This window comes from Actinomyces bowdenii (assembly GCF_017592395.1).
Classification (GTDB): domain Bacteria; phylum Actinomycetota; class Actinomycetes; order Actinomycetales; family Actinomycetaceae; genus Actinomyces; species Actinomyces bowdenii.
In genome coordinates, this window is sequence record NZ_JAGFOU010000038.1 from 1 (window position 1) to 16,496 (window position 16,496).

Annotated in this window: 9 protein-coding genes; 8 read left to right on the forward strand and 1 reads right to left on the reverse strand. The window is 72.2% G+C overall.

The window, feature by feature from the left end; translation table 11 throughout:
• Positions 1-193: 193 nt before the first annotated feature.
• From J5X07_RS12560 to J5X07_RS12585, 6 genes are all read left to right on the forward strand, one after another.
• On the forward strand, positions 194-616 hold the full coding sequence (locus tag J5X07_RS12560) for a hypothetical protein (RefSeq protein ID WP_208480025.1): 423 nt from the start codon (positions 194-196) through the stop codon (positions 614-616).
• 237 nt (positions 617-853) lie between these two features.
• On the forward strand, positions 854-1,234 hold the full coding sequence (locus tag J5X07_RS12565; RefSeq protein WP_208480026.1) for a DEAD/DEAH box helicase family protein: 381 nt from the start codon (positions 854-856) through the stop codon (positions 1,232-1,234).
• A gap of 42 nt (positions 1,235-1,276) precedes the next feature.
• Positions 1,277-1,546, forward strand: a complete 270-nt coding sequence (locus tag J5X07_RS12570) for a ribbon-helix-helix protein, CopG family (protein ID WP_341769476.1) — start codon at positions 1,277-1,279, stop codon at positions 1,544-1,546.
• Positions 1,539-1,793: a toxin gene (locus tag J5X07_RS13165; protein WP_185732069.1), complete on the forward strand. Its 255-nt coding sequence runs from the start codon at positions 1,539-1,541 to the stop codon at positions 1,791-1,793. The genes J5X07_RS12570 and J5X07_RS13165 overlap by 8 nt, the downstream gene beginning before the upstream one ends.
• Before the next feature lie 133 nt (positions 1,794-1,926).
• Positions 1,927-8,826, forward strand: coding sequence for a DEAD/DEAH box helicase (locus tag J5X07_RS12580; protein ID WP_208480027.1), 6,900 nt, complete (start codon positions 1,927-1,929; stop codon positions 8,824-8,826).
• Between the two features lies 1 nt (position 8,827).
• Complete coding sequence (locus J5X07_RS12585) at positions 8,828-11,338, forward strand: 3'-5' exonuclease (protein WP_208480028.1); 2,511 nt, start codon at positions 8,828-8,830, stop codon at positions 11,336-11,338.
• 159 nt (positions 11,339-11,497) lie between these two features.
• On the opposite strand, the gene J5X07_RS12590 is transcribed toward J5X07_RS12585, so the two are convergent.
• Positions 11,498-12,469: a diaminopimelate dehydrogenase gene (locus J5X07_RS12590; protein ID WP_208480029.1), complete on the reverse strand. Its 972-nt coding sequence runs from the start codon at positions 12,467-12,469 to the stop codon at positions 11,498-11,500.
• Between the two features lie 414 nt (positions 12,470-12,883).
• Here J5X07_RS12590 and J5X07_RS13515 point away from each other — a divergent pair, with 414 nt between their 5' ends.
• Both J5X07_RS13515 and J5X07_RS12600 read left to right on the forward strand, forming a co-directional pair.
• Positions 12,884-14,164, forward strand: coding sequence for a sunset domain-containing protein (locus tag J5X07_RS13515; RefSeq protein WP_424924141.1), 1,281 nt, complete (start codon positions 12,884-12,886; stop codon positions 14,162-14,164).
• Positions 14,165-14,621: 457 nt separating this feature from the next.
• A complete protein-coding gene (locus J5X07_RS12600) occupies positions 14,622-16,040 on the forward strand; it encodes a hypothetical protein (protein WP_243896850.1) in 1,419 nt (472 codons plus the stop codon).
• The last annotated feature ends 456 nt before the right edge of the window (positions 16,041-16,496 follow it).

Genomic DNA, 16,496 nt, shown 5'->3' on the forward strand with positions numbered 1-16,496 from the left:
GGCCTGCAGGAGGTCACCATCAACCTCAACGGCCACCAAATCACCGCTCAGCCCCAGCTCACCCAGGCCGCAGCAGAAATCCTCAAATCCCTCAAGCCCCCAGGACACTAAAGCGTCAGGAGTCAGGTGACCGACTGCGAGGACACGAACCAGCGACCTGCGGTCGTATGAGCACGCATAACCCTCACGCGGCATGGAAGCGCTTGTTCGCGCCCTGGCGAGTCATGCCGAGCACATCGCCGATCGCCTGCCACGACAGGCCAGCTTCACGTGCGACCATCACGGCCTCGTCGAGCGCCCGCTCAGCGGCACGGACCCGGATCTGCGCAACCGCGATCCGAGCAAGAGCGGGATCATCTACCGTGGCCAGAGGGTCCGGACCCTCTCCACCATTGGCGTTCTCAATCTCGTCAAGCATCTCCTCGGTTGTCCTCATCACTTACTTCCTCCTCAAGAACTTCTCGCGTGCAGGCATGGCATGAAAGACGAAATCGTCATCATTGACACCGACTTCGATGAGACGGCCAGATCTTGTGGCCCCAATGATGATGACATATCCGTCGAAATAATGGACAGCCACAGGGTTGCTCAGTGCGTGATCGACATCCTCGCGTGAGAGACCGTGGTTCCACGCACTTTTGAGGTACCCCATGATGTCAACTATAGTTACCACGGCGGGAGTTGGTCAAGATCCGCTGACCATCGTGTGACACGCGCAGGGGACCCTTCCACCACACAACCACCGCCCGACACAACCTCTATCCTCCAGGCTCATCTCAGATGTCTCAACCCTGCGCTAGCCTGCTACAGGGCCACAGGCCCGGTACCAGCCCCCACCTCTCACCTCATCGTCATGACCCTCCTGCTCCCCAGTCTCCAGGCCGAGCGCATCCGCGCCTCGATCGTCGACTACCTGTCGACGACCTTCGCGCTGACCGACGCTCAGCCCCGGCGCGCCCTGGCCGCCGACCAGGCCAGCTGCCTCGCCCACCTCCTGGCCGCCGACCCCATCCTGGCGGGCGTGCGCGCTGCCGTCTACACCGGCGACTCCACCGGCTCGGCCAACCAGTCCAGCAAGCGCATGTCCACTGACCCCCTCATTGCCGACCGCCACCACATCCGCCACAACCCACCCGACATCCTTCTGACCAACTACAAGATGCTCGACCAGCTCCTCCTGCGCCCCGAGGACCAGGAGCTGTGGGCCGCCTCCGCCACCTCTCCTCCGCGCTGACTGGGCATGACATCCGCCCAGTGTTTCGTATACGCTATTGGCGTGGGTGAGCATCTTCTGCACGGCAAGACTGTCAGCGACGAGCAGATTCAGGCCTGGGCCGACGAGGCCGAGGCCGGTTACGACCTGACGCAGCTGCCCAGGCCGCGCCGCGGCCGCCCTCCGGTGGGCGAGGGACCCGGCGTGGTCGTGCCGGTCCGGCTCGACGAGGCCACCCTCGCGGCGCTCACCGCTAAGGCCGAGGCTGAGGGCCTGCCCACGCGCTCAGACGCGGTCCGAGCCGCCGTACGCCAGTGGGTGCACAGTGCCTGAACTGCACTCCTCCGCTCGCAAGCACTACCACCGCGACAAACTCGACGACGACGCCCTTCACTACGCGGCCTCCCACGTACTGAATTCCCGTGCCCTCGACGATGAGGACGACCCACGCCGTTGGCTCATGATCGCCGTCGACCCGGCTGGTCGACTTCTGGAGCTCGTGGCCCTCGTCTACGACGACGGTCACGAGCTGATCATCCACGCTATGAAGGCCCGGTCCCAGTATCTCGACGACCTGTAGCAACCGCCTCCGAGTTCAGCGGTCTCGGTACGGGCGGGACTCTCGGGACTCTCCTGTCACAACCCTCCGTTAGCCTCGCCCTGAGGACAGCTCGCCCAGTTTCGCCCGCACCGCCAACACTCACTTCATCGTTATGACCATCCTCTTCCCCAGCCTCCAGGCCGAGCGTATCCGCAGCGCCGTAGTCGACTACCTGTCGACGACTTTCGCGCTGACCGATGCCGAGTCCCGCAGCGCCCTAGCCGACTTCCTCGAAAGCCCCGACCACGGCGTCTTCACCGGCCCCTTCGTGCGCCTGCGCCTGCCCTACCAGCCCTCAGGCAGCGCAGGTGCAGCCCTCGACTGGACCCCACCCTTCCCGCCCTACCGGCACCAGGAGCAGGCCTACCAGCGCCTGAGCACCAAGCACCTCAGCCCCGAGCGCCCCCGCCCCCAGCCCACCATCGTCACCACCGGCACCGGCTCAGGAAAGACCGAGTCCTTCCTCCACCCCATCCTCGACCACGCCCTGCGCGCCCGCGCCCAGGGCATCACCGGTCTCAAGGCCCTCATCCTCTACCCCATGAACGCCCTGGCCAGCGACCAGGCCCACCGCATCGCCCAGCTCATCACCACCGACCCCGCCCTGGCCGCTATCACTGCCGCCCTCTACACCGGGGACACCACCGGCAGCGCCGACCAGCGCTCCCGCGTCACCCCCCAGGGCCTCATCACCGACCGCCACCACATCCGCCACAACCCGCCCGACATCCTCCTGACCAACTACAAGATGCTCGACCAGCTCCTCCTGCGCCCCGAGGACCAAGAGCTGTGGGCCGCCTCCGCGCACTCCCTGACCTACCTCGTCCTGGACGAGTTCCATACCTACGACGGCGCCCAGGGCACCGACGTCGCCATGCTCCTGCGCCGCCTGGGCCTGGCCCTCCGCGCCCACCTGCCCGCCGACGACCCCCTCCAGGAGACCTACTCCGCCTCCCCCCTGGGGCCCCTCACCCCCGTGGCCACCTCCGCCACCCTGGGCGATGGCCAGGACCCCACCCGCATCCTCCACTTCGCCCACGAGGTCTTCGGCTGCCAGCTCGACCCCAGCGCCGTCATCACCGAGACCCGCACCCCCCTGGACCAGTGGGCCGCGCCCCATCTCCAAGCCGTCCAGGCCGCCGGCCTCCAGCCGCGAGCGCTGCACACCCTCAGCCCCGCCGACCTGGCCACCCTCGCCGCACTGCCCGAGACCGCCCCCGACCCGCGCTCCCTCCTGGTCGGCGTCGTCGACCGCCTCCACACCCCGCCCGGCCACCAGCCCCACCCAGGCAGCCCCATCGGCCCCGCCGGCCCCACCAGCACGGAGGCACCCAGCCCCACCTGGCCGGACGGCCTGCCCACCAGCCTGCTGGCCTCCGCCATCCAGGCCCACCCCGCCATCCGGGGCATCATCGAGGCCGCCCAGCAGGTCATCGCCCTGGACGACCTCGCCCAGCAGGTCCTCACCCCCGTCCAGCGCGAGGACCCCACGATGGCCCGCAAGGCCCTGAGCACCCTGCTCGCCGCCCTGTCCGCCATCCGGGCGGGCCTGGGGGGCCGGCCGGATCGCGGCGCCGTCAGTGTGGAGATCACCCTGTGGATCCGTGAGATCACGCGCATCGACCGGGCCCTGTCCAGCCTGCCGGAGTTCCGGTGGGGCGATGACGAGGCCACCGCCTACACCACCGACCAGGACGCCCCCGCCCGCCCCGCCCTGTACTGCCGGGCCTGCGGGCGCTCGGGCTGGGGCATCACCCTGGCCCCCACCGGCCAGGGCGAGAAGTCCGACCACTCCACCGTGCGCCACGACCGCTTCCAGGGCTCCCCCCGCTTCCGCGCCCTCCTGCACGCCCCCGGGGAGGAGGCCATCTACCTGGCGGCCCAGGACGCCGGCGAGGAGCGCCCCGAGGCGCGCGTCCCCGGCCTGCGCTGGTACTCCGTGGCCGACCGCGAGCTGCTCGCCCGCCGGCCCTCCCACGAGGAGGAGGCCCGCGAGGGGCGCATCCTGCCCGTCCTGACCCTCACCGGTACCGATGCGGAGATCGCCGAGGGTTCCATCCGCGACCGCTGCCCCTCCTGCGAGAGCACCGACGTCATCCGCTTCCTCGGCTCGGCCGTGGCCACCCTGCTCTCGGTGAGCCTGACCACCCTGTTCGGCGATGAGCGCCTCGACGACGCGGAGAAGCGGGCCCTCATCTTCACCGATTCCGTCCAGGACGCCGCCCACCGCGCCGGGTACGTCGACCAGCGCTCCCACACCATGAGCCTGCGCTCGGCCCTGCGCAGCGCCCTGACCACCCAGATGCCCCTGGAGGAGTGGGTGGATGCGGCCATGGCCGCCGCGGAGGACGCCTTCGACCGCTACCGGCTCGTGCCCGCGGCCCTGACCCGCCATCAGGGCTTCCAGCCCTACTGGGACGCCCGGGCCACCCGCGCCAAGAAGCGCTCCGCCGCCACGCGCGTGCGCCGCCGCCTGCTGTTCGACACCGCCCTGGAGGTGGGTCTGCAGACCACCTACGGGCGGACCCTGGAGGCCACCGGCTCCATCGCCGTCCACGTGGATGCCGGCAGCGCCCAGGACCTGACCGCTATCGCCCACCAGGCCCTCGCCGGCCAGGACGGCGGCCTGCTGCCCGCCTTCGCCCGCCTGCCCCAGCGGGATCTGCTGGCCTGGGTGCGCGGCACCCTGGAGCGCATGCGCCGCGACGGCGCCATCGACCACGAGTGGCTGACCCGCTACAAGAAGGAGGACAGCGCCCGCACCTGGATCTGGTACAAGCGCAAGCGCGAGCAGGGCCAGCCCGCCTTCCCCACCGGCCGCACCGCCCCCGCCTTCCCCCAGCTGGGCGGGCGGCCCAATCCGCGCTACAGCGCGGCGGTGCCCGTGGCCTCACCCCAGTCCTGGTATGCCACTTGGGCGCGCAAGTGCCTGGGCCTCAGCGCCCACCACGCCGCCCGCCTGGCCCCCGCCCTCCTGGAGGCCCTGGCCCGGGCCGGTGTCCTGTCCGCCACCGCCACCAGCAGCAGGGGGCGGGTCTACGCGCTGCCCGCCGGCCGCGTCCTGGCCACCCCATTGGGAGCCGCACCGGGCGCCGGCGATCCGGGCCCCGATCCGGGCCCCACCGCCACGGGCGGGCTGCTGGTGTGCTCCACCTGCCACAGCCAGCTGCCCGCGGCCCCCGCCGTCCTGCCCCAGCTCGACGGCGCCCCCTGCCTGAGCGCCCCCTGCCACGGGCGCCTGGAGGCCCAGCCCCACCCCCGGCACAGCTTCTACCGGGACCTGTACGCCGCGGGCCGGGCGCGGCGCGTCGATGCCCACGAGCACACCTCCTTGCTGGCGCCCGGGGAGCGCGAGCAGGTCGAGAGCGGCTTCAAGCGGGCCACCCAGCGCCCCGGCGACCCCAACGTCCTGGTGGCCACCCCCACCCTGGAGATGGGCATCGACATCGGCGACCTGTCCACCGTCATGCTCGCCTCCCTGCCCGAGACCGTCGCCTCCTACATCCAGCGGGCCGGGCGCGCCGGGCGGCGCAACGGCTCAGCCCTCACCCTGGCCTACGTCCCGGGGTGGAGCGCCCAGCGGCCCCTGCTGGCCGACCCCCTCCACCTGCTCAACGGCTCGGTCGCACCGCCCTCCACCTACCTGGGGGCCGAGGAGATCCTGCGCCGCCAGTTCATCGCCTCGGTCATCGACGCCATGGCCCGCCGCCAGGACCCCGCCGTTCCCGGCTCGGGCAGCCGCTCCCACAAGGCCAGCACCGCCCTGGGCTCCACCGCCGAGGGCTCCTTCATCGCCGCGCTCCTGGACCTCATCGAGCGCGACGGCACGGCCCTGGCGGCGGCCTTCACCGCCGCCTTCCCCCGCTCCGCCCCCAGCCTGGAGCGCCTGGCCGCCTGGGTGCTGGACCGCGAGCAGGGGCCCGGCCTCATGCTCCACCGCGCCGCCGACGAGCACGCCCGCGAGGCCGAGGCGCTGCGCCACCAGATCGCCCAGATCGAGGCCGCCCTCACCGAGCTCAAGACCACCGCTGAGATGCCGGGGGCCGGCGATGAGGACGAGCGCGCCTGGCGGGCCGCGCAGGCCGCCCACATCGCCACGACCAAGCGCCTGAAGGACCTGGACGAGGAGTACTGGATCTCAGCCCTGGAGCGCCGGGGCGTCCTGCCCAACTACGCCCTCATCGACGACTCCGTCCTGCTCGCGGCGCGCGTGTCCTGGCGCGACCCCGACTCCGATGAGGTGACCACCGAGCCCCACGACATCAACCGCCCCTCCCAGCGCGCCCTGGCGGAGCTGGCCCCCGGCGCCACCTTCTACGCCCACGGCATGGAGATGGCCGTGGACGGCGTCGACGACTCCGACCTGTCCCTGAGCGCCCAGTGGTGGCTGTGCTGCGAGGCCTGCGGCTACGTGCACACCCACCCCGCCCAGGAGGCCGCCCCCACCCCTCCCCCGCACTGCCCCCGCTGCCTGAGCACCACCATCGCCGATATCGGGCGGGCGCGGCGCGTCATGCCCCTGACCCGGGTCTTCGCCGACGTCACCAAGGATGACGCCCGCATCGGGGATACCAGCGATGAGCGCATCCGCGCCCGCTTCGAGGTGCTGCCCCTGGCCGACTTCAACCCCGGGCGCGTCCAGGGCCAGTGGAGCGCCCAGGGGACCGGGTTCGGGCTGGTGCGCTACCGCGGGCTCACCCTGCGCTGGCTCAACACCGGGCAGCCCACCAGCGGGCACAGCGTCGAGCGGATCGGGGGCAGGCCCCAGACCGGCAACGGCTTCCGCCTGTGCAAGGAATGCGGCAAGCGCGACACCGACACCGGCACCAGCTCCCCGCGCGAGCACCGCCCCTGGTGTAAATACCGCAACGACTCCGCCGAGCACGTCATCCAGCTCGGCCTCATGCGCGAGCTGAGCACCGAGGCCATCGCCCTCGTCCTGCCGCTGGCCTTCGACGCCGACCACCCCGCCACCGCCTCCCTGGGGGCCGCCGTCCTGCTGGGACTGGAGCTGGCCTCCGGAGGAGCCCCGGCCCACCTGGACATCACCACCGCCCCCCACCCCGTCCAGGGCGGCGACCCCGGGGAGACCCGGCCCGCCCTCCTGCTGCACGACACCATCCCCGGGGGCACCGGCTACCTCACCGACCTGGAGGAGCCCGCAACCCTGTGGAGCCTCCTGGTGCGGGCCGCCCAGCACCTGGAGGCCTGCCCCTGCCGCCACACCAGCACGCATATGTGCCACCGCTGCCTCCAGCCCTATGCCGGCGCCACCGGCAGCGGCGAGGTCTCACGCGCCGCCGCCCTGCACGCCCTGCGCCAGATCCTGGGCCTGGGCGGGCAGGAGCAGATCACCGATCTCAGTCCCGACCACCCCCAGTGGAGGGTCGAGAAGGCGCCGGTGGCCCACGGGGACGGCGAGAGCCCCCTAGAGGCCCGCTTCCGCGTGGAGCTGATCCGGCGCCTGGAGGCCAGCGCCTCCGTGCGCACCATCCCCGACCGCTCCGGCGCCCCCGCCCTGGAGATCGACGGGGGCCGGTGGCGCATGCGCCCCCAGGTGGACGCCGCCGGCTCCAGGCCCGACTTCATGCTGGAGCCCTCCGGAGGGGCATCCCCCTCCCCCACCGCGGGCGGGGCGCCGATGAACGCGATGATCGCCGTGTTCACCGACGGCTGGGCCTACCACGCCAGCCACGAGCACAACCGCCTGGCCGAGGACGCCGACAAGCGCGAGCGCCTGCGCTCCCACGGCTACCGGGTGGTCAGCCTGGCCGCCGCGGACCTCGACGGGGCCTGGAACCCGCCGTGGCTGTCCGAGCCGGCCGTCACCATGCTCAAGAACGGCGCCGTGGGGGCCGCCAAGGCCGGGTCCGTGACCGACCAGAGCGTCGAGGTCTGGCGGGGCGGGCCCATGGCCCTCCTGGAGGACATGATCCTGGGCCTCGGCACGGCCGGCGGCAGCACCCACGGGCGCGGCGCGGGAGCGCTGAGCGCCCTGGCGGACAGCATCTGGGGCCCGCTCATGGTGGGAGCCTCCCTGGGGGCCCTGTCCTACCAGCCCTTCTCCCCCGGCAGCTTCGACGCACTGGGCCAGGCCGCCGCATGCCTGCGCCCCGGGCTGGCCCTGCCCGCGCAGGCGCCCGAGGCGAGCGGCACCGGCTCCGGCACCGGCACCGGTGCCGGCTCCATGGCCTCCGGGTCGCTGTTCATCTGGCCCCACCTGGTCCTGGCGGTGCGCCTCAACGGGGCCTCGACCGCGCAGATGGCCCTGGTCCTCGACGACTCCCCCCAGGCCATCGAGGACCCCGCCCACCGCGAGGCCTGGGTCACCTGGCTGCGCCTGGGCAACCTGCTGCCCCTGGCCGACACCCCGGTGACGATCACCACCGCGAACCGGGCCGTGAAGGAGCTGGAGGCCAGGGCCCGCTTCCTGCCCGGGCATCTGGCCGAGCCGGGCGGCCGGGCCCAGGAGGCCGCTCACGCGGCCCAGGAGATGGCGGGCCCGGCCCGCCGCCCGGGCCCCGGCGCCCCCCGGGCCACCGCTCATGGCTCGGGCGGCCCCGGCAGTGCCCCCGCGGACCGGGCCGCCCCCGCAGGCGCCCGCCCCGCGGAGGGCGGGCAGTCCCCCGCGCAGGTCTTCCACCGGCTCGGGTGGGGCGCGGTCGACCGCGACCTGACCGACGACGGCGTCCTGGAGCTCCTGCCCCACCTGGCGGCCCGGGGAGTGGCCCACGAGGCCGATGGCAGCGAGCTCGACGGCGGCGTCATGGCGGACCTGTCCTGGGAGGGCGGGCGCGTCGTCGTCCTGGCCGAGGCCGGTCAGGACGACGCCGAGGCGCTGGAGCGGGCCGGCTGGCGCGTGGTCATCGCCGGCCCGGACCCCGCCGCGGCCGCCGAGCAGGTCGCCGCGCTCCTGAGCGCGGGGCCGGACGGGGCCGGCGGGCCCCTGCCGCAGGCGCCGGCATCCATGTCGGCGCCGCGTGGAACACTGCCGATCCAGGAAGGAGACTGACATGCCCTCGATCGTCATGCCGAAGGCAGCGCCCAAGGACGCCCAGGCCAAGGACCCCTCGATCAGGTCCAAGCTGGGCCCCTTCCTCAACAAGCTCGCCACCTCCGACACCGGCTCCGGCCTGCACGTGGAGCCCATCGCCGGCACCGCGGATCCGCGCGTGCGCACTGCCCGCGTGGACTCCTTCTACCGGGCCGTCCTCTTCCAGATCGACCAGGGCGAGGACCGCATCTACGTCCTGCACGGCATCTGGGCGCACGACGACGCCATCACGGAGGCCAAGCGCGTGACCCTCAAGGTCAACCCGCGCAACGGCACCACCGAGGTCACCCGCGTCTCGCAGGCCGTGCTCGACAGCCAGGAGGAGGTGGAGCGGGCGGAGCGCCAGGCACGCGAGCGCCTGGCGGCCGCCCAGCGGCAGGCCCGGGAGATCGCCGACCAGGCCGCCCGCCTCGAAGCGGACAACGCCCGCACCCAGGATCAGCTCGGCCTGCCCGGCCACGCCGCAGGCGCAGGCACAGGCGCCCAGCCCGGCGGGCCCGGGGCGCCGGCAGTGCCCCCGGCTCCCGCCGCTGCGGCCCAGGGCGGGGCCACCCGCCCGGCAGGCGCCCCTCCTGCGGCCACCGGCGCGATCACCGTGGAGCCGCGCGACCCCCACCCCCACTGGCCCACGGGGCTGAGCGCGCGAGTGCTCCACGAGGAGCTGGGGCTCGACCCCTCCCTGGCCGCGGCCGCCCTGGCCGCCGAGCGGGAGTCCCAGCTGCTCGACCTCGCCGCCACCGCCGAGGTCCCCTGGCACGGCGACGCGCTGCTGTCCCTGGCCACGGGCGCCACCCTGGAGGAGGTGCGCGAGGACTACGAGCTGACCCGCCCCCAGGAGCAGACGGCCCCAGAGCGGCCCGATGAGGACGCCGCCCTCGTGGCGGGCCTGCGCACCAGGGCCGCGCGCTCCGCATTCACCTGGGTGGAAAGCGATGAGGACCTGCGCCGGGCCATCGAGGGGCTCAGCTTCCAGCAGTGGCAGCTCTTCCTCCACCCCCGCCAGCGCGAGCTCGTCGAGCGCCGCACCAAAGGGCCCATGCGCATCAGCGGGGGCGCGGGAACCGGCAAGACCGTCATCGCCGTCCACCGCGCCAAGCAGCTGGCGGCGCGCGACGCCCAGGAGGGGCGCGAGGTCAGCGTGCTGCTGACCACCTTCACGCGCAACCTGGCCGACGACCTCCAGCGCCAGCTCACCCGCCTGGACCCCGCCCTGCCCCTGGCCACCGGGCTCGGGGAGCCCGGTGTCATGGTCAGTGGCCTGGACTCCCTGGCCCTGGCCATCCTTCGCGACGCAGGCGAGGACATCGCACCGGTGGCCTACGAGGTGCTGGGCCTGGAGCGCCCGCGGGTGCTGTCCAACGCCCCCGGCCAGGTGTGGCGCGAGGTCCTGGCCATGGCCGGGGACGTGCTGCCCGAACCGCTGCACTCCGAGGACTTCCTGGCATCGGAGTACGAGATGGTCATCCTGCCCCAGCGGATCACCACCCTGCAGGCCTACCTGCGGGTGCGCCGCCCGGGGCGGGGCGTGGCCCTGGACCGGCGCAAGCGCGCAGCGGTGTGGAAGGTCATCGAGATCTACCGCGACCGCATGGCCTCCTTGGATCTGACCACCTTCCCCGAGCGCCTCGCCCTGGCGGCCGCATGGCTGGACCGCCAGGCCGGCGCCGGACGGGCCCGGCCCTTCGGCCACGTCATCGTCGATGAGGCCCAGGACCTCACCCCCGCCCACCTCCAGCTGCTGCGGGCGCTGGCCGCCCCCGGGCCCGACGACCTCATGCTCGCCGAGGACTCCCACCAGCGCATCTACGGCAAGAAGCTCACCTTGAGCCACTACGGGATCCAGGTGCGCGGGCGCTCGCGGCGCCTGACCCGCAACTACCGCACCACCCGCCAGAACCTGGATGCCGCCTTCCGGATCCTGGACCCCGACAGCTATGAGGACATGGAGGGCCAGCCCGAGGAGCACCGCTACCTCTCCCCGCGCAACGGGCCCCAGCCGCAGCTGCTGCCCGCGGCGGACCGGGCCGAGGAGCTGGACCGGGCAGCGGCGCTGCTTCGCAGGTGGCTGGAGGAGGATGAGGGCCTCACGGAGGCCGCACCGGAGACCATCGCCGTGCTCGTGCGCGAGCGGAACCAGCGCGACGCCGTCGTCAACGGCCTGGCCGGGCGCAACCTGGAGGTGCGGGCGGTGGACCGGGAGGCCGCCGGGCGCGGACGGCCGGTGGTGATGACCATGCACCGGGCCAAGGGGCTGGAGTTCCGCAAGGTGCTGCTCTTCGACGTCTCGGCCGCATCCATCCCCCGCAGCCTGCGCGACCAGTCCTACTCCCCGGCCGACCGTGCCGACGCCGAGCTGCGCGAGCGCTCCCTGCTCTACGTGGCTGCCACGCGCGCCCGCGACCAGCTCGCGATCTCCTGGAATGGGCAGGCCAGCCCCCTGCTGGAGGAGCTGTTGCCCCAGGCCACGTGACGCCGGCGGAGGTGGCGCTGCACCCACCAGCGCCGCCTTCGTCGTCTCGTACCTCTGCTCTCGATCTCGTACCTTCAACCTACGAGATCGAGGGCGAAGGTACGAGACGGCGGGTCTTAGGGCAGGCCGATCGAAGTCCCTGCCGCGCAGGGGCCCGCCTCACAGGTAGTCGGCGCGCAGCTCCTCGGGACTGCGCGGGGACAGATCTGCCAGGGTGACGTCGAAGACGGTGCGCGCGCCGGTCTGGCCGCGCGCCGCCATTCTCGCGGCTGCGCGCGCCATCGCCACCACCACGGAGCCGGTGAACTCCGGGTTGGATCCCAGGCCGAGCTCGAAGGTGACGGTGGCGCCGGTGCCGCGGGAGGTCTCACCGCGGCGGATCACCGCTCCCCCATGCGGGATGCCGCTGTGGGACTCGGCCATCTCCTGGGCGGAGATGAAGGTGACGGTGGTGTCGTAGTCGGCGAAGTAGTGGGGCATGGTGACGATCTCCCGCTCGATGCGGTCGCGATCGGCCCCCTCATGCGCCACCACGTAGCAGTCGCGCCGGTGCATCGACCGGGTGGTGAGCTCGACGGCGTCGCCGGCCTTGACGGCCTCGACGGTCTGCTCCACCGGCAGCGTGTACTGCCTGGCATCGGCCACGCCCTCGATGCGGCGGATGGCGTCGGAGTGGCCCTGGGAGACGCCCGGGCCCCAGAAGGTGGTCGTCCGCCCCTCGGGCAGGACGGCCTCCCCCAGGACGCGCAGCATGGAGAACAGGCCGGGATCCCAGCCGGTGGAGATGAGGGCCAGGTGCCCGGCCTGGCGGGCGGCGGCGTCGAGGGAGGCGAAGTAGGCGGGGATCTCGGCGTGGGTGTCGAAGGAGTCCACGGTGGTGAAGTGGGCCGCGGCTGCCGGCCCCTGATCGGCCAGGTCGGTGGCCGAGCCCCCGCAGTTGAGGCAGACGTCCACCTCATCCGCCCAGTCCGGCATGTCATCCACATGCGCCACCGGCGCGCCCTGGGTGGTGAGCGAGCCCGGGTCCCTCCGGGTGAAGACGACGACGAGCTCCATGTCCTTGCTGCGGGAGATCGCCTGCTCGGCACCCCGCCCGAGATTGCCGTATCCGTTGATTGCGACCCTGATCATGCGTCCTCCTGGCCGTGTGCTGCTCACTGTCGGGCGCCAGTGTGGCATCGCGCGCAGGGAGGGGCGAGGCCGTCTCACGCCCTGACATCTGGCGGGGATCGGCGTGGCGCCGGGGCGGGGCGGCGGGCAGTGGCGGGAAGCGGGCCCGTCCCGGGGCTCCGCAACGCCACCCCGGCGCTGGGCCGGCCGGATTCCTGACGATGCGATGAGGGCTCCTCTGTTTTATCGAAACGAGACTGAGCACCGGCTCCCCGTCCTATCGGGAGCATCTGGGGACGTTATAGAATATGAGTGCACCCACCCCCTCCCCATGCCTTGCAGGCGCTCCTCGGACAATGCTGTCGAGGAGGTGATTCCTGCGCGCTTGAGATCCCGGCAGTCGAAAGGAATGCCATGAGGAAGCTTCATCAATCCGTGATCGGATCACTGGCGGCGCTCTCGCTTCTGTGCGGCGCTGCCGCCGCGGCCAGTGCCGCTGAGCCGGTCGGTCCGCCACCGCCGGCCGAAGCATCCGCCCCCGCGGACGGCGTCGCCCCCGAACCCGATGCCGCCGCAGATCCGGCCGACGGCGCCGCCTCCCCCTCGGCCACTGCCGAGGCGACGGCGCCCGCCCCCGACCCGGGGGACGCCGCACCCCCGCCCGCCCCGCAGCCCTCGGCTGAGCCCGCCGACCCTGCCGACCCTGCGATCAACGGCTGGAAGAGCGAGGGCGGGCGCTGGTACTACTACCTCAAGGGGGTGCGGCAGACCGGCTGGATCACTGACAAGGGGGTCTCCTACTACCTCGGGGCGGACGGCGCGATGGCCACCGGCTGGACCAAGGTGGGAGGCTCCTGGTACTACCTGCGGGACAGCGGCGCCAAGGCCACCGGCTGGGCCAAGGTCGGCAGCACCTGGTACTACCTCGGCACCGACGGCGCGATGGTCACCGGCTGGGCGACCGTCCAGGGCTCCCGCTACTACTTCCACGCCAATGGGGCCATGGCCACCGGCTGGATCAAGGTGGGGGGCTCCTGGTACTACCTGGGCGACGGCCGCGCCGCGACGACGGGCTGGGCCCGGATCGGCGGGGCCTGGTACTACTTCAAGGGCGACGGGGCCATGGCCACGGGGTGGGCCAAGGTCGGCGCCAGCTGGTACTACCTCAGGCCCGATGGCTCCATGGCCACCGGCTGGATCCAGGTCGGCGGCTCCTGGTACCACCTCAAGTCCGACGGCGCGATGACCACGGGCTGGAGCAGGGTGGGAGGCTCCTGGTACTACTTCAAGGGCGATGGCGCCATGGCCACGGGGTGGACCAAGGTCGGCGCCAGCTGGTACTACCTCAGGCCCGATGGCTCCATGGCCACCGGCTGGATCCAGGTCGGCGGCTCCTGGTACTACCTCAGCCCCTCCGGGGCGATGCTGGCCAGCACGTGGGTCGGGGACTACTACCTGACCGCCAGCGGGGCCATGGCCTCCGGCGGGTGGGAGATCGCCGGGGGCACCTGGTACCGCTTCCACAGCAGCGGCCGCTGGCTCAGCGTCTACTCCGGCACCTACACCTGCCCCAGTCACGCGCCGATCAAGGGGAACAAGGACAGCATGATCTACCACAGCCCCGGACAGCGCCACTATGACCGCACCAAGGCCGAGGAGTGCTTCCCCACCAGGGCGAATGCGGAGAGCGCGGGCTACCGGGCCGCCCGGGTCTGAGGCCCGGATCGCCGCGGCGGGCAGCTGGCGAGACCGGCCGCAGGCGGTGCCGCTCGACGGCACGCACGGGGGTGCGCCCCATGATCCACAGGTGGTCGTGGAGCGCGCCCCCGTGCATGCGATGAGGGTCAGGCCAGGCGCCGGACGGCGCGCTTCGGGGCGGCGTCCTGAGGGAGCCTCGGCAGTCGCCGCCGTACATATAGGCACCATCAAAAAAGATGACCATGCCGCACTGCGGCACTAATCTATCCTCACTTATTGGACATGCGTGACAGAACGGTGATGGGAACTCCACGAAACCGAGACCGCGGGGCCCCCGTCGATAGCGAAATGAAAGCATGCATGCTCATACACTATCCGCGCATCCACCTTTCCGCGCGAGATGTCAACGATACTCCCTGATCACTGATGAGGCGTGGAGTTGTGGCTGATTGTTCTGCCCCCTGGAAGGAATCCCATGAAGCGCCTTCAGAAATCTGCCATCGGCACGCTTGCAGCAGTCTCACTCATGTGGGTGGCGATCCCCGCCGCGGCCGGAGACCCGAACACCGAGGCTACCGGCGGCCCGGCCGCTGAGAGCACCCCCGCCTCGGAGACCCCGGCTGGTCCCGAGGCCGACCCTGACGCATCCGCCGAGACGCCCGCCGCTCCCGGCTCCGAGGATGCCGAGCCTGAGGGTGAGGCCACCACCCAGGCCCCGGGCGGGGCCGAGTCCACCAAGGCCCCCGAGGAGGAGGGCCCCAAGGACGATGCCACCGACAACGCCGAGCCTGAGGCTGAGGCCACCACCCAGGCCCCGGGCGGGACCGAGTCCACCAAGGCCCCCGAGGAGGAGGGCCCCAAGGACGATGCCACCGACAACGCCCCGGGCGGGGGCGGCGACCAGCCCTCCGCGACGCCGTCGGCCACCGCCGCGCCGTCGGCCACCCCGAGCGCCTCGGCCGCCCCGAGCGCCTCGGCCCAGCCCACCGACAAGGCGGACGAGGCCGACCCCACCAAGAAGCCCGAGGACCAGGCCACCGGCGACGCCAAGCCCACCGAGCAGCCCACCACCCCGGCCCCGGAGGACACCGAGCCCACCAAGAAGCCCGAGGACCAGGCCACCGGCGACGCCAAGCCCACCGAGCAGCCCACCACCCCGGCCCCGGAGGACACCGAGCCCACCAAGAAGCCCGAGGAGGAGGCCCCCACAGCCACCCCCCAGCCCACCGACCAGCCCACCGGCGACGCCAAGCCCACCGAAGAGCCCACCGCTGCGCCGTCGGCCGATCCGAGCGCCTCGGCTCAGCCCACCGAGCCCGCACCGAAGCCCTCGGAGAGCCCGGATGCGAAGGCCACCGGCTGGAAGAAGGATGGCGACAACTGGTACTACCTGGAGAAGGGTGAGAAGAAGACCGGCTGGGCCAAGGTCGGTGACACCTGGTACTACCTCCAGCCCAAGACCGGCGTCATGGCCACCGGCTGGACCAAGCTGGGCGACACCTGGTACTACCTGAAGAGCTCCGGGGCCATGGCCACCGGCTGGAGCAAGGTCGGTGACACCTGGTACTACCACACCCCCTCCGGCGCGATGGCGACCGGCTGGAGCATGGTGGGCGGCAGCTGGTACTACCACAACCCGTCCGGCTCCATGGCCACCGGCTGGGCCAAGGTCGGCAACACCTGGTACTACCTCAAGGCCGACGGCTCCATGGCCACCGGCTGGGCCAAGGTCGGCAACACCTGGTACTACCTCAAGGCCGACGGCTCCATGGCCACCGGCTGGGTGAAGGTCGGGGGCACCTGGTACTACCTGAGCTCCTCCGGCGCGATGGTGACCAGCACCTGGATCGATGGCTACTACCTCCAGGCAGACGGCTCCATGGCCACGCGCTGAGCACCGGCCGGCGCCATGCTCGGGCGCATGTCATGAGTCGGGGGAGCCCGGCGGTTGACAGGCGCACGAGCGAAGCGGGCACGGGCTGACAGCCGGTGCCCTCCAGCCCGACAGGCGGGCCCCGAGCAGAGATCCTGCTCGGGGCCCGCCTTCGCATGCGCGGCGGTGTGGTCTCGATAGCTCGCCACAGGGTGGTGCTGCTGGTCGGGCCGGGGCGCTGGACCGAGAGGGGCACCGAGCCCGGATGCCCCACGATCCGACGCACCTCGTGCCTCTTGCTCCTTGGCCACGAGCCACGACGCCGTGGCCCCGAGCGGTCCGGAACGCGCGGGTGCGTCTCGTAGTGTGGTGGCAATTCCTGCGGGCCTGGCCGGCGAGGGTGGCTGGGGTGGGCATCGTGGGAGCCCAGCTGTTCGACCAAGAATCACTAGGAGTGTCCCACGATGCCCAAGAACC